Source organism: Pelagibius sp. 7325 (assembly GCF_037652055.1).
Lineage (GTDB): Bacteria > Pseudomonadota > Alphaproteobacteria > Kiloniellales > Kiloniellaceae > Pelagibius.
Genome location: NZ_JBBKAH010000004.1, coordinates 201,565 through 223,490, shown reverse-complemented (window position 1 = coordinate 223,490; position 21,926 = coordinate 201,565). Strand labels below are relative to the sequence as shown.

At 67.3% G+C, this 21,926-nt stretch carries 21 protein-coding genes; 8 read left to right on the top strand and 13 right to left on the bottom strand.

The features are described from left to right. Positions 1-40 precede the first annotated feature (40 nt). The gene (locus tag WDC82_RS14025; protein WP_340117962.1) at positions 41-1,018 is read left to right on the top strand and encodes a DMT family transporter; all 978 of its coding nucleotides are present in this window, start codon (positions 41-43) and stop codon (positions 1,016-1,018) included. A 21-nt stretch (positions 1,019-1,039) separates the two neighbouring features. Here the strand turns inward: WDC82_RS14025 and WDC82_RS14020 are convergent, their stop codons facing one another. Beyond that, positions 1,040-1,489 (bottom strand): DNA polymerase III subunit chi, encoded by a 450-nt coding sequence (locus WDC82_RS14020; protein ID WP_340117961.1) that lies wholly within the window; start codon positions 1,487-1,489, stop codon positions 1,040-1,042. Between the two features lie 52 nt (positions 1,490-1,541). Beyond that, a complete protein-coding gene (locus WDC82_RS14015; protein WP_340117960.1) occupies positions 1,542-3,056 on the bottom strand; it encodes a leucyl aminopeptidase in 1,515 nt (504 codons plus the stop codon). Positions 3,057-3,298: 242 nt separating this feature from the next. Between WDC82_RS14015 and lptF the strand changes: the two genes are divergently transcribed. From lptF to rsmA, 6 genes are all read left to right on the top strand, one after another. Next, complete coding sequence (gene lptF, locus WDC82_RS14010) at positions 3,299-4,420, top strand: LPS export ABC transporter permease LptF (RefSeq protein WP_340117959.1); 1,122 nt, start codon at positions 3,299-3,301, stop codon at positions 4,418-4,420. Then, positions 4,417-5,550 carry an LPS export ABC transporter permease LptG gene (gene lptG / locus WDC82_RS14005; RefSeq protein ID WP_340117958.1) on the top strand — a complete coding sequence of 378 codons (1,134 nt, stop codon included), beginning with the start codon at positions 4,417-4,419 and terminating at the stop codon, positions 5,548-5,550. Before lptF ends, lptG begins: the two co-directional genes overlap by 4 nt. Before the next feature lie 115 nt (positions 5,551-5,665). After that, complete coding sequence (locus WDC82_RS14000; protein WP_340117957.1) at positions 5,666-7,759, top strand: LPS assembly protein LptD; 2,094 nt, start codon at positions 5,666-5,668, stop codon at positions 7,757-7,759. A gap of 139 nt (positions 7,760-7,898) precedes the next feature. Further along, positions 7,899-8,888, top strand: a complete 990-nt coding sequence (locus WDC82_RS13995; protein WP_340117956.1) for a peptidylprolyl isomerase — start codon at positions 7,899-7,901, stop codon at positions 8,886-8,888. 50 nt (positions 8,889-8,938) lie between these two features. After that, a complete protein-coding gene (gene pdxA / locus WDC82_RS13990; protein WP_340117955.1) occupies positions 8,939-9,955 on the top strand; it encodes a 4-hydroxythreonine-4-phosphate dehydrogenase PdxA in 1,017 nt (338 codons plus the stop codon). Beyond that, a complete protein-coding gene (gene rsmA, locus WDC82_RS13985; RefSeq protein WP_340117954.1) occupies positions 9,952-10,848 on the top strand; it encodes a 16S rRNA (adenine(1518)-N(6)/adenine(1519)-N(6))-dimethyltransferase RsmA in 897 nt (298 codons plus the stop codon). Before pdxA ends, rsmA begins: the two co-directional genes overlap by 4 nt. Here the strand turns inward: rsmA and gmk are convergent. Then, positions 10,831-11,469 (bottom strand): guanylate kinase, encoded by a 639-nt coding sequence (gmk, locus tag WDC82_RS13980; RefSeq protein WP_340117953.1) that lies wholly within the window; start codon positions 11,467-11,469, stop codon positions 10,831-10,833. The two genes, rsmA and gmk, sit on opposite strands and share 18 nt — an antisense overlap. 6 nt (positions 11,470-11,475) lie before the next feature. After that, complete coding sequence (locus WDC82_RS13975) at positions 11,476-12,378, bottom strand: YicC/YloC family endoribonuclease (protein ID WP_340117952.1); 903 nt, start codon at positions 12,376-12,378, stop codon at positions 11,476-11,478. A 145-nt stretch (positions 12,379-12,523) separates the two neighbouring features. On the opposite strand from WDC82_RS13975, the gene WDC82_RS13970 reads away from it, so the two are divergent. Next, on the top strand, positions 12,524-13,312 hold the full coding sequence (locus WDC82_RS13970; RefSeq protein ID WP_340117951.1) for an SDR family NAD(P)-dependent oxidoreductase: 789 nt from the start codon (positions 12,524-12,526) through the stop codon (positions 13,310-13,312). Here the strand turns inward: WDC82_RS13970 and WDC82_RS13965 are convergent. The 9 genes from WDC82_RS13965 to fabD form a co-directional block, all read right to left on the bottom strand. Beyond that, positions 13,297-14,175, bottom strand: a complete 879-nt coding sequence (locus tag WDC82_RS13965) for an SMP-30/gluconolactonase/LRE family protein (protein WP_340117950.1) — start codon at positions 14,173-14,175, stop codon at positions 13,297-13,299. The two genes, WDC82_RS13970 and WDC82_RS13965, sit on opposite strands and share 16 nt — an antisense overlap. Before the next feature lie 2 nt (positions 14,176-14,177). After that, positions 14,178-15,458, bottom strand: a complete 1,281-nt coding sequence (locus tag WDC82_RS13960) for a TRAP transporter large permease (protein ID WP_340117949.1) — start codon at positions 15,456-15,458, stop codon at positions 14,178-14,180. Further along, a complete protein-coding gene (locus tag WDC82_RS13955) occupies positions 15,458-15,949 on the bottom strand; it encodes a TRAP transporter small permease subunit (RefSeq protein WP_340117948.1) in 492 nt (163 codons plus the stop codon). The genes WDC82_RS13960 and WDC82_RS13955 overlap by 1 nt, the downstream gene beginning before the upstream one ends. 55 nt (positions 15,950-16,004) lie before the next feature. Continuing rightward, the gene (locus WDC82_RS13950) at positions 16,005-16,994 is read right to left on the bottom strand and encodes a C4-dicarboxylate TRAP transporter substrate-binding protein (protein ID WP_340117947.1); all 990 of its coding nucleotides are present in this window, start codon (positions 16,992-16,994) and stop codon (positions 16,005-16,007) included. Between the two features lie 192 nt (positions 16,995-17,186). Then, positions 17,187-18,182, bottom strand: coding sequence for an endolytic transglycosylase MltG (gene mltG / locus WDC82_RS13945; protein WP_340117946.1), 996 nt, complete (start codon positions 18,180-18,182; stop codon positions 17,187-17,189). Between the two features lie 12 nt (positions 18,183-18,194). Continuing rightward, entirely contained in the window at positions 18,195-19,460 is a 1,266-nt protein-coding gene (gene fabF, locus WDC82_RS13940) for a beta-ketoacyl-ACP synthase II (protein WP_340117945.1), read from the bottom strand. Positions 19,461-19,542: 82 nt separating this feature from the next. Next, positions 19,543-19,779 (bottom strand): acyl carrier protein, encoded by a 237-nt coding sequence (locus WDC82_RS13935; RefSeq protein WP_340117944.1) that lies wholly within the window; start codon positions 19,777-19,779, stop codon positions 19,543-19,545. Between the two features lie 163 nt (positions 19,780-19,942). Then, entirely contained in the window at positions 19,943-20,680 is a 738-nt protein-coding gene (gene fabG / locus WDC82_RS13930; protein ID WP_340118150.1) for a 3-oxoacyl-[acyl-carrier-protein] reductase, read from the bottom strand. Between the two features lie 88 nt (positions 20,681-20,768). After that, the gene (gene fabD, locus WDC82_RS13925; RefSeq protein WP_340117943.1) at positions 20,769-21,710 is read right to left on the bottom strand and encodes an ACP S-malonyltransferase; all 942 of its coding nucleotides are present in this window, start codon (positions 21,708-21,710) and stop codon (positions 20,769-20,771) included. Between the last annotated feature and the right edge of the window lie 216 nt (positions 21,711-21,926).

Here is a 21,926-nt window from a genome sequence, read left to right as displayed (position 1 = left end):
AATCTGCCATTGCTCCAATTCCGTTCCCGAAGAGAAATCCATGGCGATCGCCGACCCCAAGGCCGCTCTGCCGGCGGCGCCGGCCGCCCCCGCGGGAGCCCCGCTTGCGGGCGCCCTGCCGGCCGCCGTTTCGCCCGCGCGCGCCATCGTGATGATGGTCGGCAGCGTCGCTTTCTTTGCCGTCATGGACGCCCTGGTGAAGGACCTGGGGGCGCGCTATCCGACCCTGCAGGTGATGTTCTTCCGCAGCTTCTTCGCCTTCGTGCCCATCCTCTTCCTGATCCTGCACGGCGGTTCGCTGAAAGCGCTCAGGGTGAACAGCATCAGCGGCCACCTGCTGCGCAGCCTGGTCGGCATCGGCGCCATGTTCTGCTTTTTCCATGCCTATGTGCGCATGCCGCTGGCCGACGTCGTCGCCATCAGCTTTGCCGCGCCGGTTTTCGTGGTGGCGCTCTCGGTGCCGCTGCTCGGCGAGAAGGTCGGGCCGCGCCGCTGGGCCGCCGTGCTGGTCGGCTTCATCGGCGTCGTCATCATGATCCGGCCCGGCGCCGGGCTGCTCACCAGCGTCGCCCTGGTTCCGCTGATCGGCACGCTGTTCTTCGCCCTCGCGATGATCGTGCTGCGCCGGCTCGGCCGCACCGAGACCAGCGCCTCGGTGGCCTTCACCTTCACCCTCGCCTGCACGGTGGTCTCGGGGCTCGCCCTGCCCTTCGTCTGGGTCGCGCCGGATCTCGTCGACCTCGCCGCCCTGATCGCCGTCGGCCTGCTGGGCGGCGTCGGACAGATCCTGATGACCGCCGCCTTCAAGCATGGCGACGTCGCCGTCATCGCGCCCTTTGAGTACACCGCGATGATATGGGCTACCCTGCTGGGCTTCGTGTTCTGGAGCGAGGTGCCGGGCCTCAACATCTGGATCGGCGTGGCCGTCGTGATGGCCTCCGGCCTCTTCATCCTGTTCCGCGAGGCGAATCTGCGGCTGCCGCGTGGGCGTGCCCGCCGCCTGCAGGTGAAACGCTAGGCCTTGCGGCCGTCGCGGCCCCTAGGCCTTCTGGCCCCAGCGGCCATCATCGTCCTGCTGCCAGTAGCTGACGGCGTGACCGGCCTCCTTGAAAGTCTTCCACTGGGCGCGCGCCTGCGCCAGCGCCTCGTCGTCGCCGCCGTCGAACAGCAGCACGCAGCGGCCGAAGTCGGCGATCTTGTCGGAGGTGGCGCCGTCGGTGAGGAACAGCACCTCGGCGCCGTTGGGCGCCTCGTCCTGCACCGTCAGCCAGACCGGCTGGCGCTCCGCGCGGCCATCCTTGACCGTGCCGTGGGGCAGGAAAGAGCGGTCATGGTAGGTCCACAGCCGGGCCGACAGCGCCTCCACCCGCGCCTCTGAGCCCGCGCGCACCACCGCCCGCTGGCCGCGCTCCAGGGTCTTCTCCAGCATCTGGGGCAAGGCCTGGTCGAGCGGCGTGCGGGTCAGGTGGTAGAAACGCACCTCTGTCATCGGAAGCGGCCCCCCTGGACCGTGGGGGGCGGCGGGCCGCCCCCCGGCGGCCCTACTTCTCGTAGTGCTCCGCCACGAAGGCGTCGAGCAGGCGCACGCCGTAGCCGGTGCCGCCCTTGGGCACCGTCGGCTTGTCCTTGGTCGACCAGGCCACACCGGCGATGTCGAGGTGCGCCCAGGGCGTGCCTTCCTTGATGAAGCGCTGCAGGAATTGGGCGGCGGTGATCGATCCCGCGCCGCGGCCGCCGCTGATGTTCTTCATGTCGGCCACATCGCAGTCGATCGCCTTGTCGTATTCGGGCCCCAGCGGCAGGCGCCACAGCGGCTCGCCGACCTTCTTGCCGGCGGCCGTCAGCTGTTCGGACAGCTTGTCGTCGTTGCTGAACAGGCCGGCCTGCTCGTTGCCCAGCGCGATGATGATGGCCCCGGTCAGCGTCGCCAGGTCGACGATCAGCTTCGGCTTATAGTTCTCCTGGGTGTACCAGAGGGCGTCGCAGAGCACGAGGCGGCCTTCCGCATCGGTGTTCAGCACCTCGATGGTCTGGCCCGACATCGACGTCACCACGTCGCCCGGGCGCTGGGCGGTGCCCGAAGGCATGTTCTCGACCAGGCCGCAGATGCCGACGGCGTTGACCTTGGCCTTGCGGCCGGCCAGCGCATGCATGACGCCAACCACGGCGCCGGCGCCGCCCATGTCCCACTTCATGTCTTCCATGCCGGCGGCCGGCTTCAGCGAGATGCCGCCGGTGTCGAAGGTGACGCCCTTGCCGACGAAGGCGACCGGTGCGCCCCCCTTCCCCTTCGCGTCCTTGGCACCCGCCGCACCCTGCCACTCCATTATGAGCAGCTGCGGCTCCTGGGCCGAGCCCTGGGCCACGCCCAGCAGCGCCCCCATGCCGAGCTTCTTCATCTCCTTTTCGCCCAGCACCGTCACCTTGACGCCCAGCTTGGTCAGCTTCTTGGCCTCGGCGACCAGCGACTTGGGGAACAGCACGTTGGCCGGCTCGGTCACCAGATTGCGGGTGAAAAAGACACCCTCGGCGATCTTCTCAAGCTTCTGGAAAAGCCGCTTCGCCGTCGCAGCATCTTCCACCAAAACTTTGATTTCCTTAAGTTTTGGCTTCTTCTCCGGCTTCTCCTTGGTCTTGTACTTGTCAAAGCGGTAGCTGCGCAGCAAGGCGCCGAAGGCATAGTGGGCGGCGCGCTCCTGCGCGCTCTTGCCGCCGCGCAGCTTGTCGACCAGAAAGGCGGCCTTCTCGTCGCCGCCGGCCAGCAGCCGCGCCGCCGCGCTGCCGCCCAGATCCTCCAGGTCCTTTTCCGACAGCTTGCCCGGCTCGCCGATGCCGACCAGCAGGATGCGGCTGTTCTGCAGATTGGCCGGGGCGATGATCTCCAGGATCTCGCCTTTCTTGCCGGCGAAGCTGCCCGTGGCGATGGCACGCTCCAGCGCACCATCGGTCTGCTTGTTGAGGCTCGCCGCCGAAGGAGTCAGTTTCTTCCCCTCGAGCACGCCGACAACCAGGGCGCCGGACGTCGGTACGCTCGGCGCAGCAAAGCTAATATTCATCAATTCCCTCGCGGACAGAACTAGAGCCGGCGCCAGCTGCCCCGCGGCGCGGCGGCCATGAAATGATCAAAGGGCAAAACGATAAGGCGGAACAGACTGTCAGCGCCGGCGGCCAAGTTCAAGACCTCATCGAAGGCCCCGGCCAAGGCCTCGCCGAGGCCTGAAATTCCAGGGATTTCGCTGGACGCGGGCAAGGGCTGCGCGTTATCTCTGAACTTTGCGGACCGCAGCGATTGGGCCCGATGCCCTGGATCACACGCTACATCTTGGGACAGCTCGTCATGGCGACAATTTTTGTCACCATGGCGCTGACTTTCGCCATCTGGCTGACGCAGTCGCTGCGCCTGATCGACTACATCGTCAACCGGGGCCTGCCCGCGTCCACCTTTCTCACCTTCGTGGGCCTGCTGCTGCCCTCATTCCTCGGCGTCGTGTTGCCGGTTGCCGCTTTCGTCGCCGTGCTCTTCATCTATCACAAGCTGGCGATGGACAGCGAAATGGTGGTGATGCGCGCCGCCGGCCTGTCGCAGCTGCAGCTGGCCCGCCCCGCCCTCATTCTGGCGGTCCTGGTGACCGTTGTGATGTATTCCATCACGCTCTACTTCCTGCCGCTTTCCTTCCGTAATTTCAAAGATCTGCAGAATGCCTTCCGCAACGACTTTTCGACCGTGTTGCTGCAGGAGGGCGTTTTCACCGTGCTCAGCGAAGGCGTCACAGTCTATGTGCGCGAACGCTCCGCGGACGGAGAACTACGCGGGATCCTGGTGCACGACAACCGGGAGCCGGCCAACCCGGTGACCATGATGGCCGAGCGTGGCGCGCTGGTCGCCAGCGAAGCCGGCCCGCGGGTGGTGATGGAAAACGGCAACCGTCAGTCGGTGGACAGCGCCACCGGCCGTTTCTCCCTGCTCTACTTCGACCGCTACACGGTTGAGCTCAGCGAGTTCGGCGAAGCCGCGCAGTCGCGCTGGCGCGAGCCCAAGGAGCGCTTCCTGGGCGCGTTGCTGTTTCCCAGCGAGGAGCGGCGCGATCAGCGCTATCGGCAGGAGCTGATTGCCGAGGGGCACAATCGCCTGGTCGGGCCGCTGTATACGGTTGTCTTCGTCCTGATCGGCATGGCGGCACTGCTGTCCGGCGAGTTCAACCGACGCGGTCAGACCAAGCGCGTGCTGGCGGCTATCGCTTGCGTGGCCGCGCTGGAAGGCGCTTCGCTGGCGCTGCACGACCTGGCCAGCCGTAATGCCGCGGCGGTGATTGGAATGTATGCAGCGCCGGTGCTTGCCACCGGCCTCGGAATCTACGTTCTGCTGCACCGACCAGTGCGGCGCGAGAGTCCCTCGCGTCTCGGCGAGGCCTCGGCATGATGACCGACCTGGTCACCAGCCAGCCGGCGATGCGCCGGTTGCGCCTCTCCCCCACGCTGAGCAAGTACATCGCGCGCCAATACCTGTCCTGGTTCTGCAGTTTTTTCTTCGCCATCGTCGCCATCATCTACCTGGCCACCATCGTCGATCTGCTGGATCGCCTGGCCACCAAGGATGTTTCGCTCGGCATCACCCTGAACATGGCGTTCCTGAAACTCCCCTATCTCAGCCAGGAGGTGATGCCCTTCACCATTCTGTTCGCCGCCATGGCGACCTTCTGGCGCCTCACCCGCTCGCACGAGTTGGTGGTCGCGCGTGCGGCCGGTGTATCCGTGTGGCAGTTCCTCCTTCCCGTGCTGGCCAGTTCGGTGGTGCTCGGGGCCTTGGCGGTCTGCGCTCTGAACCCGCTTTCCTCGGTTCTGCTGAGCCGCTACGAGCGCCTGGAGGCCAACTACGTCCGCAACCAGGCCAGCATGCTGGCGGTGTCGGAAACCGGGCTCTGGCTGCGCCAGGCCGACGAGAGCGGCCAATCGGTGATCCATGCCGAAAGCATCAAGCCCGGGTCGGTCGCGCTGCAGCAGGTGATGGTCTTCCGCTACGCCGAACAGGACCGCTTCGTCGACCGAATCGACGCGCGCGAAGCACAGCTGCAGAGCGGCCGCTGGCTGCTGTTCGACGCCTGGCTCGCGCGCCCCGGCGTACCCTCGGAGTTTCACGAGCAGTTGGCATTGCCCACGGACCTGACGGCCGACAACATCCAGGACAGCTTCGCGCCGCCGGAGACCATTTCGTTCTGGAACCTGCCGGGCTTCATCAGCCTCATGCAAGCTGCCGGATTCTCCGCGACTCCACACCGGCTGCAGTTCCATCGGCTGCTCGCCTTGCCGATGCTGTTTGCCGCCATGGTCCTGCTGGCTGCCACTTTTTCCCTGCGCCCGCAGCGTCGGGGCCGGGTCGGCGTGGTGATTCTGGCGGGCATGTTGACAGGCTTTCTCCTATACTTCCTGTCGAACTTTGTATTCGCGATCGGGCTTTCAGGAACCATCCCGGTCGTGCTAGCAGCCTGGGCCCCCGCCGGCGTGTCGTTGATGCTCGGCGTGGCGATGCTGCTTCATTTGGAGGACGGATAGCCAAGGAATGGAACGGGGGGGATTGGGGCGAGCGGTGGCCGTGGCTGCCGCGATGTTTATTGTCTGTGCGGGCGTCGGGGATATTGCGGCGGCCCAGGACCTGGATGTCCAGGGGTTGGATGAAGTTCCGGCGCTGATCACGGCTGATCAGCTGACCTACGACGAGACCAACGGGCTGGTGATCGCTTCAGGCGAGGTCGAGATTTCGCAGGCCGGGCGCGTCGTGCTTGCCGATCGGGTGACTTACGACATCAACGCCGACGTGGTGACGGCTGAGGGCAACGTCAGCGTTATCGAGCCGAACGGGGACACGCTCTTTGCCGATTTCGTCGAGCTGACCGGCAATCTGAGGGAAGGTTTCATCCGCGACATCCGCGTGCTGCTGGCCGACAACACCCGAATCGCGGCAGCCAGCGGGACTCGCACCGGCGGCAATCGGACGGAATTCAACAAAGGTGTCTTCAGCCCCTGCGAGCTGTGCCGTGACGACCCGACGCGCCCGCCGCTATGGCAGATCAAGGCCAACGAGGTCATCCACGACCAGGAGGCCCACGACATCATCTACCATGACGCCTGGCTGGAGTTCTTCGGCATCCCGGTCCTCTACACACCCTACCTGCAGCACCCCGACCCCACCGTCGACCGCCGCAGCGGCGTGCTCGCTCCCACGGTCGGCAACAGCGACTATCTGGGCTACGCTTTCGAGGTCCCTTATTTCTGGGCGATCGACGATACCAGCGACCTCACCGTCGCGCCGATCGTCTCGACCGAGCAAGGCCTCAACCTGACGGGCGAATACCGCCACCTTTTTACCGATGGCGAAATACGCATCGCTGGCAGCGCCACTGTTGCCGACCGCGTGGAAAGCGGCGGCAACGTCGCCCACGACCGCTTTCGCGGCCACATCGACGCCGAGGGCCAGTTCGAACTCGACCCGACCTGGCGCTGGGGCTTCGAAGTCAACCGCGCTTCGGACGATACCTACCTGCGCGCCTATGACTTCGACTCATCGCGGACCTTGACCAGCGAAGGCTATCTCGAAGGTTTGAAGGGCCGCAACTACGCCGCCGTCCGCGGCTTCGCCTACCAGGGCCTGCGTGAATCCGACAGCAGCAACGAGTTCCCCATCGTCGCGCCGCTGGCGGACTACAATTTCATCAGCGAGCCCGGGATCGTCCTGCCGGGCGGCCACTACACCGTCGATGCGAATCTCGTGGCATTGAGCCGCATCGAAGGGCGCGACAGCCGGCGGCTGTCCGTGATCAGCGGCTACCACCTGCCCTTTGCCGGCCCGATCGGAGACATCTACGAAGTCACCGCGCAGGTCCAGGCCGACGGCTATTGGACCCACGGTGTGGTGCCGGGCTCCAACAACGTCAACCCCTCCAATGCCCCCGGCAGCGACACCGCCGGCCGCCTCTTTCCCCAGTTCGCGGTGAAGTGGCGCTATCCCTGGGTGCGCCAGGACGGCACGGTCCAGCAGGTCATCGAGCCGATCGCTCAGGCCGTCTTCGCGCCAAATGGCTCCAACCCCGGCGACATTCCGAATGAGGACAGTCTCGGCTTCGAGTTCGACGACACCAACATCTTCGAGCTGAATCGCTTTCCCGGCCGCGACCGCGTCGACTCCGGAACCCGCTTCGACTACGGCATCAAGTGGACGGGGACCTTCGGCGATGATGGATCCGCCGGCGCCTTCCTCGGCCAGAGCTACCGGCTGACGGAGAACCACGACGTCTATGCCGAGGGCTCGGGCCTCGAGGACAAGTTCTCCGACCTGGTCGGCCGGGTTCAGCTGCGCCCGCTCGAGGATCTCGATTTCCTCTACCGCTTCCGTCTCGACAAGGACGATCTGCAGGCCCAGCGCAGCGAAGTCTCGACGAGCATCGGCCCGCCGGCGCTAAAACTCGATCTCTCCTACTTTTTCATCAACGATCAGTCCGGCGACGAATTCGATGACCGCGAGGAGGTCACCTTCGGTATCCGCTCACAGCTCAACGAGAACTGGTCCGTCGGATTTTCCCATCGCCGCGACTTGCAGGAAGACCGAGCGCTGCGCTCCGCCATCACCCTCGGTTATCAGGACGACTGCTTCCTCATCGAAGGCGTCGCCCAACGCACCAACTACAGCGACCGCGAGCTGGAAGAAGACGACAGCGTCTTCGTGCGGGTGGTGTTCAAGTATCTTGGCGGGATCACGGGCGGTTGATGCGCTGTTGAAACCCTTAGGCTAACCCTCGAAGGGGTTAACTTGGCACCCGCCGGCAGCCACGCATCAGCTTCCGTTTGAACCGGCATTGACCGGCGCGATATACTGCGGCCACGTTTCAAAGAAACCGGAAATATCAATGAGTCTGCTGAAAAAGCCTCTTAAGATTGCGCGACGCCGTATCGTCTTCGGCCTTGGGGTCCTGGGTCTGGCCTCCGTCCTGGCCGCCGGCGGTCCCACGGATGCCGCCAGGGCGCAGTCAGACCTCTTCCGTCCCGCCGCGGTGGTCAACGACGACATCATCTCGGTGCTCGACCTCGCCATGCGCGTTCAACTGGCCGTGGTCGCAGCCGGGGTGGAAGACACCCAGGAGGTGCGCCGCCGGCTGACCCCGCAGGTGCTGCGCAGCCTGATCGACGAGCGCCTGCAGATGCAGGAGGCCGAGCGCCTGGACATCTCGGTGACCGACCTCCAGGTCGCCGGCGCGCTGGAGCAGATCGCCCAGCAGAACAGCATGACCGAGGGCCAGTTCCTCACCATGCTGCGCAACCGCGGCATTATCCCGACGACGCTGATCGACCAGATCCGCGCCCAGATCGCCTGGCAGGCCATCATTCAGCGGCGCCTGCGTCCCAACGTGGTGATCACCCCGGAGGAAGTCGAGGAGGTTGCCAGCCGGCTCTCCGCGCGGCGCGGCGCGGTCGAGCGGCGCGTCGCCGAGATCTTCATTCCCATCGAGTCGACGGCCAGGGAGGGCGAGGCAAGGGCCAACGCCGAGCGCCTGTTCGAGGAGCTGCGCCAGGGGGCGAACTTCGCCGGCCTCGCCCGCCAGTTCTCGCAGTCCGGAACGGCCTCGCTGGGTGGCGACCTTGGCTGGGTACGCGACGGCGAAATGGAGGAGGAGCTGAATTCCGTCCTCGCCCAGATGGGCCCGGGCGAGGTATCCGTTCCGATCCGCACCGTCTCCGGCTATCACATCCTCTTCCTGCGCGACATGCGCAAGAATGAAGGTCAGGACATCGACCGCGGGCGCATCGAGGAGACCCTGACCAACCAGCGGCTCGACCAGCTCGCCCAGCGCTCCCTGCAGGACCTGCGCCGCGCGGCCAACGTCGATGTGCGCATCTGACGGGCTGCCGGCCCGGTCTGCCCAACCTCTGTGCCGGATCCGTTGACGCCATGGCGGCGCCGGCGCCCCTGGCGCTCACCATGGGCGAGCCCGCCGGCATCGGCGGCGAGTTGACGCTGAAGGCTTGGCAGCGGCTGCACAGTGACGCCGCGGCGGCCTTTTTCGTCATCGATGATCCGCGCCGCCTCACCGCCTTGGCGAAGCGGCTCAATCTCGACGTGCCGGTGATTGAGATCGCCGGCCCTGAGGCCACGGCCGGGGCTTTTTGCGCCGGTCTGCCGGTGCTCGCCCTGGAGCAGGCAGTGGCCGGCGAGCCGGGACGCCTCGACCCCGCCCATGCTGAGGCCGTGCTGGCCTCGATCCGCCACGCCGTCGCGCTGGCGCAGTCGGGCGCCGCCGCCGGCGTGGTCACCAATCCCATTCACAAGCAGGTCCTCATGGAGGCGGGTTTCAAACACCCGGGCCATACCGAATACCTCGCCGAGCTCTGCCGCAGCGCGCGGGCGCCGGTGATGATGCTCGCCTGCCCCGAGCTGCGCGTGGTGCCTGTCACCGTGCACATGCCGCTGACGCGGGTACCCGAGGCGCTGACGACGGCGATGATCGTCGAAACGGGGAGGACCACCGCCGAGGCCCTGCGGCACCACTTCGGCATTGCCCGGCCGCGTCTCGCCGTCGCGGGCCTCAATCCCCATGCCGGTGAAGGCGGCCAGCTGGGCCGCGAGGACGACGCGGTCATCCGCCCCGCCGTGCAGAAACTCCAGGCCGATGGCATCGAGGCCTTCGGGCCCTTGCCCGCCGACACGATGTTCCACGCCGCTGCCCGGCGCGGCTACGATGTGGCGCTGTGCATGTACCACGACCAGGCGCTGATCCCGATCAAGACCATCGATTTCGAGGGCGGGGTGAACGTCACCCTCGGGCTGCCGATCATTCGCAGCTCGCCGGACCACGGCACCGCGCTCGACATCGCCGGCACGGGCAAAGCCTCGCCCGCCAGCCTGCTGGCGGCGCTGCGCATGGCGGCGGAGATGGCGGCGGCCGGCCGCCAGACCGCCGCGTCATGACGGGATCGGCCGAGCCGTCCCTGCCGCCGCTGCGCGAAGTCATCGCGCGCTACGGCCTCGGCGCCCGCAAGGCCCTGGGTCAGCACTTTCTGCTCGACCTCAACCTGACGGGACGCATCGCGCGCGCGGCCCCCGACCTGACGCAGGGCACCGTGATCGAGATCGGCCCCGGCCCCGGCGGCCTCACCCGCGCCCTGCTGGCAGCCGGCGCCACCCGGCTTGTCGCGGTGGAAAAGGACCGCCGCTGCCTGGAGGCGCTGGCCGAGCTCGCCGCCGCCTACCCCGGCCGACTGCAGGTGATCGAGGGCGACGCCCTGGAGATCGACCTGACGGCGCTCGGGCCGGCGCCGCGCCAGATCGTCAGCAACCTGCCCTACAACATCTCGACCGCGCTGCTGGTGAACTGGCTCACCGTCCTGGCCGATGACCCCGGCGCCCTTTCCGCGATGACCCTGATGTTCCAGAAAGAGGTCGCCGACCGCCTGGTGGCGAAGCCGCGCAGCAGGGCCTACGGGCGCCTCTCGGTGCTGACCCAATGGCTCTGCGCGCCGCGCCCTCTGTTCGACATCCCGCCCCAGGCCTTCACGCCGCCGCCCAAGATCGTTTCCACCGTCGTCGCAGTGACGCCGCGCGCCGCGCCGCTGGCCCCCGCCAGCCTGGCCGTCCTCGAGAAAGTAACCGCCGCCGCCTTCGGCCAGCGCCGCAAGATGTTGCGGCAAAGCTTAAAGTCCCTGGGCCTGAAATCGCTGACGCGCGATCCGGCCGCGCTGTTCGAGGCGACGGGCATCACGCCTACCGCGCGGGCGGAAGAACTCTCGGTGGAGGATTTCTGCGCGCTCGCGCGGCAGGTCGCATCCGGTGGGGCGGGCGGGCCGTCACTGGCCGGCGCGTAGGGTCTCGACGAAAGCGCGCAGACCGACGCGGCGCTCGCGCTTCAGACGCTCGGCGGTGAGGATCGCCTCCACCTGCTCGACGCTCTTTTCCAGATCATCGTTGATGATGATGTAGTCGTACTCGGCCCAATGGCTCATCTCATCGGCGGCCTTGGCCATGCGTGCATGAACCACCGCCTCGCTGTCCTGGGCGCGCGTATGGAGGCGCCGCTCCAACTCGGTCGTCGAGGGCGGCAGGATGAAGACGCTGACGAGGTCGTCGCGCGCGGTCTCGCGCACCTGCTGCGTGCCCTGCCAGTCGATGTCGAACAGCACGTCGCGGCCCGTCTCCAGCGCGCGCTCGACCGGTGCACGGGGCGTGCCGTAGTTGTTGCCGAAGACGAGCGCGTGCTCCAGCAGTTCGCCGTCGTCGACCATCGCGCCGAAGCGCTCGGGCGTGACGAAATAATAATCCTTGCCGTCGGTCTCGCTGGGACGCGGCGGGCGCGTCGTCGCGGAAATCGACAGCGAGAGATTGTCGTCGGTATCGAGCAGCCTGCGCGAGATGGTGGTCTTGCCGGCGCCCGAGGGCGACGACAGCACCAGCATCAGGCCGCGGCGCTTGATGTGGGTATCGACCATCCTGCGCTACTCGATGTTCTGGATCTGCTCGCGCAGCTGCTCGATCGAGGACTTCAGATCGAGGCCGATGCGGGTCAGCTCGACATCCGCCGACTTGGAGCACAGCGTGTTGGCTTCGCGGTTGAACTCCTGGCACAGGAAGTCGAGCTTGCGGCCGACGGCCCCCCCCTGGTCCAACAACTCGCGCGCCGCCTCGACGTGGGCGGCCAGACGGTCGAGCTCCTCGCGCACGTCGGCCTTGCCGGCGAGGATCGCCAGCTCCTGCGCCAGGCGCTCTTCGGCCACGCCGGTGCTTTCTTCCACCAGCACCGCAAGCTGCTCCTTCAGGCGCTGGCGCAGGGTCTCCGGCTGGGTGGCGGCGCAGCTGCGCGCGGCCTTGGCCAGGCGCTCGATCTCGTCGAGATGGCCGCGCGCCATGCCGAGCAGGCGCGCCCCTTCCGCCGCGCGCATGGCGAGCAGCGCCTGGAGCGCCGCATCGAGGTCTTCGCGCAGGGCGGCGAGCCGGACTTCCTGATCTTCGGGCGACTCTTCCTCTTCGACCGCTTCCAGCACGCCGCGCAGGCCAAGAATGCCGTCCAGGCGCGGCGGCGCCGCCTGGGTGCGCGACTCCAGCCTGGCCATGAGGTCGATGACCTGCTGCAGAAGATCCTCGTTGACCTGTAGCTGCAGCGGCGCGCTGCCGCGCTTCATGGAGAGATTGACCTGCAGGTTGCCGCGGCTGCAGGCCGCGGTCACGGCGCTGCGGACGATAGGGTCCAGGCTTTCGTAGCCCTGCGGCAGGCGGGCGCGCACGTCGAGGCTGCGACCGTTGACGCTCTTGACCTCCCAGGTCCAGCTCACCGTTGCATCGCCGCCGTCGCGGCGGGCGAAGCCGGTCATGCTGTGGACCACTTTGCCGGATTTGCTCACGCTGTCGAAGATTCCCCCTACCGCACGCGCCGCCGCCTTGCGGTCGGCGCAAATCTGTTCTGGACTGGTTATACTGGCCCGCCTTCAGGGCAACAAGCCCGGCCCGCCGCAGGCCGCCCGGCAGGAAAGGAGCGCCTGGACCCTCATGCAGAACCCCGGATCGATCCTCATCACTGGCGGCTCCAGCGGCATCGGCGCCGGACTGGCCCTTGCCTATGCCGCGCCCGGCGTGCGCCTGGCCCTCACCGGCCGCCACGCCGGACGTCTGGCGCAGGTCGCCGAACGTTGCCGCGCGGCTGGCGCCGAAGTGGCAGCGGGTGTCGTCGACGTCCGCGACCGCGCGGCGCTGGCGGCCTGGATGGCGGAGCAGGACCGCTGCCGGCCGCTCGACCTTGTGATCGCCAATGCCGGCATCTCCGCCGGCACCGGCGCCTTCGGTGAAACGGATCGCCAGGCGCGGGAGATCTTCGCGGTGAACTTCGACGGCGTGGTGAACACCGTGCTGCCTGCCGCCGAGCTGATGCGCCCGCGCCGCCGCGGCCAGATCGCCCTGATGTCGTCGCTGGCGGGTTTCCGCGGCTTTCCCGGCGCCCCGGCCTACTGCGCCTCCAAGGCCGGTGTGCGGGTCTGGGGCGAAGCGCTGCGCGGCACCCTGGCCGCCGACGGCCTCACCGTTTCGGTGATCTGCCCGGGCTACGTGAAGAGCCCGATGACCGACCACAACGACTTCCCGATGCCCTTCCTCATGGAGATGGACCGGGCGGTGGAGGTCATCCGCCGCGGCCTGGGCGCCGGCAAGTCCCGCCTCGTCTTTCCGCGCCGGCTCTTCGCGGCGGTCTGGCTGCTGGCGCTGCTGCCGCCGGCGTGGACCGACCGCCTGCTCGCCCGCCTGCCGACGAAGCCTGCCGATCCTGAACCTCAGGCCGGTCCATAGCTAAAGGGCGTCTCACGCTGCCCGCTGACGCCCGCCGTTCCAACGGCGAGGCATCCGCCGCCGCCTGTCTTGCCAAGCTTCGAGGTGAGAAACACCCGGTCCAGCAGCGGCCCGCCGAACGCGATCTTGGTCGGATCGGGCATCGGCGTCGCGACCTCGGCCACCCGCCGGCCCTGCGGCGAGAAGCCGTGCAGCATCCCGCCGCCGACGCCGGCGATCCAATAGTTGCCCGAGGCGTCTATGGCGCCGCCGTCGGGGCGCCCCTTCAGGTCCGCGAAACGGGCCAGTTCCTGCCATGCCCCGGTCCCACCGCTGGCGAGGTCGAGCGGCAAGCGCCACAGAGCCTGCACCGTGGGGTGCGAGTCGGAGAGATAGAGCAGGCCGCGCCCGCTATCGATGGCCAGCCCGTTGGGGGTCAGCAACCCGCTCGCCACTTCGCGCACCGCAAGGTCGGGGCCGATGCACAGCAGCCTGCCCAGGGGTTGCTTGTTGTCGACGTCGCAGGTCGCCGCCCACAGCCGGCCGGCCGCGTCGGTGGCGGCATCGTTGAAACGGGTGCCGCTGCCCTCCAGGCGCCAGATCAGCGTGAAGCCGCCGCCCGCCGGATCGAAGCGGAAGAGCCCGCTCTCCATGCCCACGACAATGGCGCCACCGGCCGCCAGCACGACGAAGCCGATCTCCTCCGCCGTGCGCCAGACCCGCGTGTGGCCACTCGCCGCATCGCTGCGCAGCAGCTTGCGGCCGGTGACGTCGACCCACCAGACGCAGCCGTCGCGCGGCGACCACTGCGGGCTCTCCCCCAGCACCGCGGCTGCATCCGACAGCGTCTCGAAGCGCCACTCCGCCTGCGCGATCTCGCTCATGCTCACATCAGGTGGTTGGGCAGGAACAGCACGATGTCCGGCACCAGGGCCATGGCGGCGATGAGCAGGACCATCGCCACGACGAAGGGCCAGGACCACTTCACGAAATCGGCGAAGCTGCACTTCAGGATGCCGCAGACCGTGTACATGATGACACCGACCGGCGGCGTGTTGCCGCCGACCGAGACCAGGACGATCATCACCACGCCCATGTGCACGGGATCGAAGCCGACGTGCACCAAGGCCGGCAGCACCAGCGGCGTCACCAGCAGCACGTTCACCGTCGCTTCCATTACCGTGCCGGCGACAAAGACGATGGCAAGCACGGCAAACAGCGTGACGTACTTGTCGCCGGGCAGGCCGGCCAGGAATCCCGTGATGGCGCCCGGTGCCTGCTCGATGGTAAGGGCATGGCCCAGCACCGCCGCCATGACGATGATCAGCATCACCATGCCGATGTCGATGACCGAGTCCCGCATGGCGCCGATGAGGTTCTTCCAGGTCAGCTCGCGGTAGACGAAGACGCCGATGACCAGGGCATAGAGCACCACGATGGCACCCGCCTCGGTCGCGGTGAACACGCCGAAGCGAAAGCCGATCAACAGGAAGACCGGGAACAGCAGCGCCCAGATGCACTCTAAGAAGCTGGCAGCCACCGCACGAAAGGCCGGCCGCTCGGCCAGTTCCGGCTGATAGCCCATGCGGCGCGCGACCATCGATGTGACGCCCATCAGCACGGCCGTCATCAGGATGCCCGGGACCACACCGCCCAGCAGCAGGCGGCCGATCGAGACCTCGCTGATGAAGCCGAAGAGAATGAGGCCGATGCTGGGCGGAATGGTCGCGGTGATGACGGAGGAAAAGGCGATGACGGCGGCGGTGAAGCCGGGCGCATAGCCGCGCCGCGCCATGGCGGGCCCCAACAGGCGCGACTCCATCGCCGCGTCGGCCACCGCCGAACCGGAAATGCCGCCCATCAGCGCACTCAATACGATGGAGACCTGCGCCAGGCCGCCGATCATCCAGCCGGTCAGCAGACGCGCGAAGGTCAGCAGACGGTCGGTGATACCGGTGATGTTCATCAGGTTGCCGGCGAGGATGAAGAAGGGGACCGCCAGCAGCGGAAAGGACTGCGTCGCGCCGTACATGCGCTGCATGGCGACGGTCAGCGGCATGTAATCGCCGAACACGAAGACCGGCACCGTGGCGAGGCCCAGCGCGAAGGCAACCGGCACGCCGATCGCCAGGAAGACGAAGAAAAGAGCGGCGATGACCGTCAGCATCACATCACGTCCCGCTCGGCATGAGCCTGCGGCAGGCCGCGCAGGTGGCGCAGGATCTGCTCGATCACGGTGACGATCATCAGCGCGTAGGCTACCGGCAGCGCGGCGGCGGCGTAGGACGACGGCACGCCGGTCATCGGCAAAGGCCGCGGGTCGGAGAGCCGCACCAGCGCCATGCCGTAGTAGACGAGGAAGACCAGCAGCACCGCGATGGTCAGCTTGATCGCCAGTTCCAGCAGGAAGCGCGGGGTCGCCGGCAATAGGCCGAGCAGCACGTCGATGCGGAAGTGTCCGGCCCGCTGCAGCGTCAGGTCGGCGGCCAGCATCGCCAGCCAGACGAACAGCGCCTGTGCCACCTCGTCCGACCACAGGACCGGCCGTCCGAGATAGCGCCCGAAGGTCCCCGCGAGGACGACCGCCACGATGGCGCCCAACAGCGCCACCGCGGCGGCCATTTCCACGCGCCGCAGGATCACCAGAATGCTCTGCAACGATACCCCCTTTGGAAGCGCCCTGTAGCGCCCTCGATCGTCCGCCCGCCGCGGCTCAGTTGTCGAGCGTCTTGCGCACTTCGGCGACCAGCTCGGTCAGGCCCATCTTGGCCCATACCGGCTTTACCGCTTCCTTGAAGGGGGACGTGTCGACCGAGGACACCGTGACGCCGGCGCCGCGGATGTCGGCGTAGATCTTCTCGGCGCCGTCGACGTTGGCTTTCAGGGCCTCGGCGCCCCAGCGCTTGGCCTCTTCGTTCACGATGGCGCGCAAATCGTCCGGCAGCGACTGCAGCCAGGCGTCGGAGACCAGGAGGCCGCTCATCAGGTAGATGTGGCTGGTCAGCGTGATGTCGGAGACGACTTCGTAGAGCTTGGCGCCCCAGATGGCCGCCGGTTGCGCCTCGGCGCCGTCGATGACGCCGGTCTGCAGCGAGGGATAGACTTCAGCCCAGGGCAGCGGCGTCGCCACCGCGCCCATGGCGCCGATGGTCTCGACCCACAGCGGCTGGCCGATGGTGCGCACGCGCACACCGCTGAGGTCGGCCGGCGAGGCGATCGGCTTCTTGGTCAGCATCTGCCGGGCGCCCTGGTACCAGTTGAACGACAGCAGGGTCAGGCCGCTCTTCTGGCGCAGTTGCTCGTTCCAGCCGGCGAAGGTGTCTGACTCGACGAAGCGCGCCAGTTCCTCCACCGACTCGAAGGCATAGGGCGCCACCAGCACGTTGAACTCGGGCACGAAGACCGAGACCCGCGAGGCTTCCACGAAAGTGCCTACATTCGCGCCGGCGGCCGCCTGGTCCATCATGTCCTGGGTGTCGCCGAGCTGCGAACTGGGGAACAGCTGGACCTCCATCGCCCCCTTGCTGCGCTCCTCGACGGCCTGCTTGAAGCCTTCCGCGGCAACCTGCAGCGGGTCGCTCGGCGCCAGGACGGAGCCGAGCCTGAGGGTGTAGTCGGCCGCGGCCGCCACCTTCGGCTGGACGGTCATGAGCGGAGCGAGCGCGAGGGCAGTGCCCAGCACCAGTGCGTTGAAGGCTTTCATGGTTTTCCTCCCGGGGATGTCTTTGGTTCCATAGCGACCGTCCCCGCTGCCCTCGGGGATCTGCATCTTGTTATACTAATATATTAGAGCATCAGTGAGCCGGACGTCAATGCGCTGACGGCCTCTTCTGCACGATCCGCCGGGAGTTGCGGAATGGGAGGCGGAGGAGTCGTCCGGCCGGGAGCTGAGGTCTTAGTTCGTCGTCTGCTTCTGCAGGCTGCGCAGATGCTTGCGCCACTTCGCCACGTTGCGGTTGTGCTCGGCCAGGGTCTTGGCGAAGGCATGGCCCCCGTCCCCGGCGGCGACGAAGTAGAAGTACTCGGTCGCGGCCGGATTCAGCGCGGCTTCCAGCGCGGCGCGGCCGGGATTGGCGATCGGCGCCGGCGGCAAGCCGGCGATCTGGTAGGTATTGTAGGGGGTCGGGCTGGCGAGGTCCTTGCGCGTCAGCGAACGGCCGAGCGGCGCCTTGCCGAGGGTAATGCCGTAGACCACCGTCGGATCGGACTGCAGCGGCATGCCCTTGTTCAGGCGGTTCACGAAGACGCCGGCGACCAGCGCGCGCTCGCTGTCGACGCCGGTCTCCTTCTCGATGATCGAGGCGAGCACCAGCGCCTCCTCCGGCGTGTTCAGCGGCAGGTTCGGCGCGCGCTTGTCCCACAGCTCGCTGAGCGCCGCGTCCATCGCCTCGCTCATGCGCTGCAGCACCGCCGCGCGGCTGTCGCCGCGGTGAAAGTGATAGGTCTCCGGCAGCAGCGCGCCGTCCGGCGGGATCTGGTCGATGGCACCGGCCAGCGGATCGGCGGCCTCCAGCAGCGCGACGATCTCCACGCTGGTGAGGCCTTCGGGAATGGTGAGGCGGTGGACCACCGTCTGACCGCTGGCGATCAGTGCCGCGGCGTCCTTCATCGAGGCGCCCGGCGCGAAGGCATACTCGCCGGCCTGCAACGCACGCGCGTCGCCGAAGAGGCGCACGCCGAGGCGGAACAGGGTGGCATCGGAGATCACGCCGGCCGCCGACAGATCGTCGGCGATGGCGGCGAGGCCGGCGCCGCGGGGCACGATGACCACGGCCTCCGCGGTCAGCGGACCCGGCGCTTCATAGCGGCTTTGCAGGTAGAACCATAGGGCGCCGGCGGCCACCGCCAGCAGGACGGCAAGGGATACGGCGATTGTCCCCAGCCGCCGCATCAGCCGGAATCGCTATTGGTACTCGGCCAGGACGACACTCGCGTTGGTGCCGCCGAAGCCGAAGGAGTTGGACAGGGCGCGGCGGATCGGCCGCTCCTTGGCCTGGTGCGGCGTCAGGTCCATGTCCGCGCAACTGGGCGACGGATTGTCTAGATTGAGCGTCGGCGGCGCGACGTTGTGGCGGATTGCCAGGATCGAGAAGATCGCCTCGACCGCGCCGGCGGCGCCCAGCAGGTGGCCGATCGCCGACTTGGTCGACGACATGGAGATATTCTTCGCGGCATCGCCGAACAGGCGCTTCACCGCACCGACTTCGATCTCGTCGCCCAGCGGCGTCGAAGTGCCGTGCGCGTTGATGTAGTCGATGTCGCTGGGGTCGAGGCCGGCACGCTTCAACGCCGCCTGCATCGCCCGGAAGCCGCCGTTGCCGTCTTCGGGCGGCGCGGTGATGTGGTGGGCATCGCCCGACAGGCCGTAGCCGACCACCTCGGCATAGATCGTCGCGCCGCGTGCCTTGGCGTGCTCCAGTTCTTCCAGCACCACCACACCGGCCCCCTCGCCCATCACGAAGCCGTCGCGGTCTTCGTCCCAGGGCCGCGAGCCGCGCTCGGGCGTGTCGTTGAACTTGGTCGACAGCGCCCGCGAAGCGGAGAAGCCGGCGATGCCGATACGGCACACAGCCGCCTCCGCGCCGCCGGCGATCATCACGTCGGCGTCGTCCAGCATGATCAGACGGGCTGCGTCGCCGATGGCATGGGCACCGGTCGAGCAGGCCGTGACCACGGCGTGGTTCGGTCCCTTGAAGCCGTAACGGATGGAAACCTGGCCGGAGACGAGGTTAATGAGCGCGGCTGGGATGAAGAACGGCGACAGGCGCCGCGGGCCACGTTCCTTCACGGTGATGGAGCCTTCGTAGATGGTCTCCAGCCCGCCGATGCCGGAGCCGATCATCACGCCCGTGCGCCAGCAGTCCTCGTCGGTTTCCGGCGTCCAGCCGGAATCGTCGATGGCCTGCTGGGCCGCCGCCATGCCGAAGATGATGAAGCGGTCCAGCTTGCGCTGGTCCTTGGCCTCAAGATAGTCGTCGGCATTGAACAGGCCCGCCGAGGTCTCGCCCAGCGGCACCTGACCGGCGATCTTCGCCGGCAGGTCGGAAACATCGAAACTTTGGATGCTACGCAGTCCGGATTGGCCGTTGATAAGGCGATCCCAGACATGACTGACGCCGCTTCCCAGCGGTGTGACCAGCCCCAACCCTGTAACGACAACCCGTCTCATACTGCAAGCGGCCTTTATGCGGCGAGATGATGGAGCGGCAGCGTCAGACGCCTAGCGCGCCCCCGCCGCCATCGCCGTTGGCTCAGGAGTGTTCCTGAATGAAGTCGATCGCGTCCTTGACGGTGACGATCTTCTCCGCCGCGTCATCGGGAATCTCGCAGCCAAACTCTTCCTCGAAAGCCATCACCAGTTCCACGGTGTCCAGGCTGTCGGCGCCCAGATCGTCGATGAAACTCGCAGACTCAGTAACCTTCGCATCATCGACGCCCAGATGTTCGACGACGATCTTCTTCACGCGCTCGGCGATGTCGTTGCTCATAAGAATTAGCCCTCAGGTTCTTCAATGCTTCTTAGCGGGAAGCGGTTGCCGTCACAGCGGATGACCACCCTGCCTCTAGGCAAGGCGCCGCCTCTTATCACAGTTCTTAAAGGTTTGCCAACGCCCTACAGACGCCTACTCGAAGTGGGTCCCCCCGCAGGCGTCATATCATGGCCATTCCCCCGTTTACATGCAAGGTTTGGCCCGTCACATAGCCCGCTTCCTCGCTCGCGAGATACGCCACGGCCGATGCGATTTCATCTGGGTTTCCAAGGCGTTGCATTGGAATCGCTGCGAGCAGCCGGGCGTGCTGCTGTTCATTGAGCGCGTCGGTCATCGGCGTCTCGATCATGCCCGGCGCCACGCAGTTCACGGTGATTCCGCGACTCGCCACTTCCAGGGCCAGCGCCTTGGACATGCCGATCAGGCCGGCCTTGGAAGCCACATAGTTGGCCTGGCCCGGATTCCCGGTCACACCGACGATTGAGCTGATTCCGATGATGCGACCCCAGCGCCGCTTCATCATGCCCTTCAGGGCGGCCTTGGAGAGCCGGAAGGCGGCAGTCAGGTTCACCTCGATGACCTCGCGCCAGTCCTCGTCCTTCATACGCATGGCCAGGCCGTCGCGGGTCAGGCCGGCGTTGTTGACCAGAATGTCGAGGTGACCGAGCTCCTGTTCGACGCGTCCGACCAACGCGCTCGCCTCGCCTTCTTCGGCGAGGTTGCAGGTCATGACATGGGCCCGCGCGCCCAGCTCGCCGGCCAGCGCTTCCAGCGCTTCGGCGCGCGTGCCGCTCAGCGCCACCGTGGCGCCCTGGGCATGCAGGCGCCGCGCGATGGCGCCGCCGATGCCACCCGAGGCGCCGGTCACCAGGGCAATCTTTTCAGTCAAATCAAGCATCAAGACGTCTCCACGACGATAAAGCTTCAAGCGGTGTCCCGGTTCGGCCTCGGGCCGGCGGGGCTTCGGGCCGCATGGCGCGGCTTCTTCAGATCTGGCCTAAGATGGCTTCGACTTCCTGCGGCGTCTCAACACTGTGGGCCGCCAGGGTCCGGTCGATACGCTTGGCAAGGCCGCTCAGCACCTTGCCGGCGCCCAACTCGATCACGGTCTCGACCCCCTGGCCTGCCATGTAGGCAACGCCCTCGCGCCAGCGCACCATGCCGGTGACCTGCTCCACCAGCTTGCGGCGGATCTCCTCCGGGTCGCTCAGGTGGCTGGCGGTGACGTTGGCGACCAGCGGCACAGCCGGCATGGCCACCTCGACGCCCGCCAGCGCCTCGGCCATCACCTCGGCGGCCGGCGCCATCAGGCTGCAGTGGAAGGGCGCGCTGACCGGGAGCATCACCGCCCGCTTGGCGCCCTTGGTCTTGGCGATCTCGCAGGCCCGCTCGACGGCGGCAGTGTGTCCGCTGATCACGACCTGGCCCGGCGCGTTGTCGTTGGCGGCGGCGCAAACCTCACCCTGCGCGGCCTCGGCGGCGACCTCCTGGGCCGCCGCCAGGTCGAGCCCCAGCAGCGCCGCCATGGCCCCCTCGCCCACCGGCACGGCCTCCTGCATGGCTTGGCCGCGACGGCGCAGCAGGCGCGCGGCATCGTCAAGGCCCAGGCTGCCGGCGGCCGCCAGAGCGGAATATTCTCCCAGGGAGTGCCCGGCCACGAAGGCCGCCTTGTCGCCGAGGCGCCAGTTGCCCTCGCTCTCCAGCACCCGCACCACCGCCATGCTGACCGCCATCAGGGCCGGCTGGGCGTTGGCGGTCAGGCGCAGTTCCTCCTCCGGTCCCTCGCGCATCAGCCGCGACAGGTGGAAGCCCAGGGCATCGTCGACCTCCTCGAAGATGTGGCGGGCGACGGGAAATGCCTCGGCCAGCGCCTGGCCCATGCCAACCGCCTGGGACCCCTGCCCCGGGAACACGAAAGCGAGGGTCATGGAAGGTAACTCCGCTGGATCTTGTGGTTGGAGGTCATGTGTCGGCGAACGCCACACCGGCCCACACATAGACACGCTGACTTGGCTGTCAAGCCAGATTGGCGCTCAAAGGCCGGAAAACCGCGCCTTACAATGGTGAAGAGTCGCTCCCTTAGGCCCGGAAGGGGACCGCACGCGCCCTCTTGCCTGGGGGAGGATAAAGTGTATAGTCCCGCG

Excerpts from the sequence above, each read along its gene's own strand:
- lptF (WP_340117959.1), top strand. The coding sequence starts at position 3,299 with ATGCCCTGGATCACACGCTACATCTTGGGACAGCTCGTCATGGCGACA.
- fabF (WP_340117945.1), bottom strand. The coding sequence starts at position 19,460 with ATGAGACGGGTTGTCGTTACAGGGTTGGGGCTGGTCACACCGCTGGGA.
- fabD (WP_340117943.1), bottom strand. The coding sequence starts at position 21,710 with ATGACCCTCGCTTTCGTGTTCCCGGGGCAGGGGTCCCAGGCGGTTGGC.
- WDC82_RS14025 (WP_340117962.1), top strand. The coding sequence starts at position 41 with ATGGCGATCGCCGACCCCAAGGCCGCTCTGCCGGCGGCGCCGGCCGCC.
- WDC82_RS13995 (WP_340117956.1), top strand. The coding sequence starts at position 7,899 with ATGAGTCTGCTGAAAAAGCCTCTTAAGATTGCGCGACGCCGTATCGTC.
- fabG (WP_340118150.1), bottom strand. The coding sequence starts at position 20,680 with ATGCTTGATTTGACTGAAAAGATTGCCCTGGTGACCGGCGCCTCGGGT.
- WDC82_RS13935 (WP_340117944.1), bottom strand. The coding sequence starts at position 19,779 with ATGAGCAACGACATCGCCGAGCGCGTGAAGAAGATCGTCGTCGAACAT.
- mltG (WP_340117946.1), bottom strand. The coding sequence starts at position 18,182 with ATGCGGCGGCTGGGGACAATCGCCGTATCCCTTGCCGTCCTGCTGGCG.
- WDC82_RS14020 (WP_340117961.1), bottom strand. The coding sequence starts at position 1,489 with ATGACAGAGGTGCGTTTCTACCACCTGACCCGCACGCCGCTCGACCAG.
- WDC82_RS13970 (WP_340117951.1), top strand. The coding sequence starts at position 12,524 with ATGCAGAACCCCGGATCGATCCTCATCACTGGCGGCTCCAGCGGCATC.
- WDC82_RS13960 (WP_340117949.1), bottom strand. The coding sequence starts at position 15,458 with ATGCTGACGGTCATCGCCGCTCTTTTCTTCGTCTTCCTGGCGATCGGC.
- WDC82_RS13965 (WP_340117950.1), bottom strand. The coding sequence starts at position 14,175 with ATGAGCGAGATCGCGCAGGCGGAGTGGCGCTTCGAGACGCTGTCGGAT.
- gmk (WP_340117953.1), bottom strand. The coding sequence starts at position 11,469 with ATGGTCGATACCCACATCAAGCGCCGCGGCCTGATGCTGGTGCTGTCG.
- WDC82_RS13950 (WP_340117947.1), bottom strand. The coding sequence starts at position 16,994 with ATGAAAGCCTTCAACGCACTGGTGCTGGGCACTGCCCTCGCGCTCGCT.
- lptG (WP_340117958.1), top strand. The coding sequence starts at position 4,417 with ATGATGACCGACCTGGTCACCAGCCAGCCGGCGATGCGCCGGTTGCGC.
- WDC82_RS14015 (WP_340117960.1), bottom strand. The coding sequence starts at position 3,056 with ATGAATATTAGCTTTGCTGCGCCGAGCGTACCGACGTCCGGCGCCCTG.
- pdxA (WP_340117955.1), top strand. The coding sequence starts at position 8,939 with ATGGCGGCGCCGGCGCCCCTGGCGCTCACCATGGGCGAGCCCGCCGGC.
- rsmA (WP_340117954.1), top strand. The coding sequence starts at position 9,952 with ATGACGGGATCGGCCGAGCCGTCCCTGCCGCCGCTGCGCGAAGTCATC.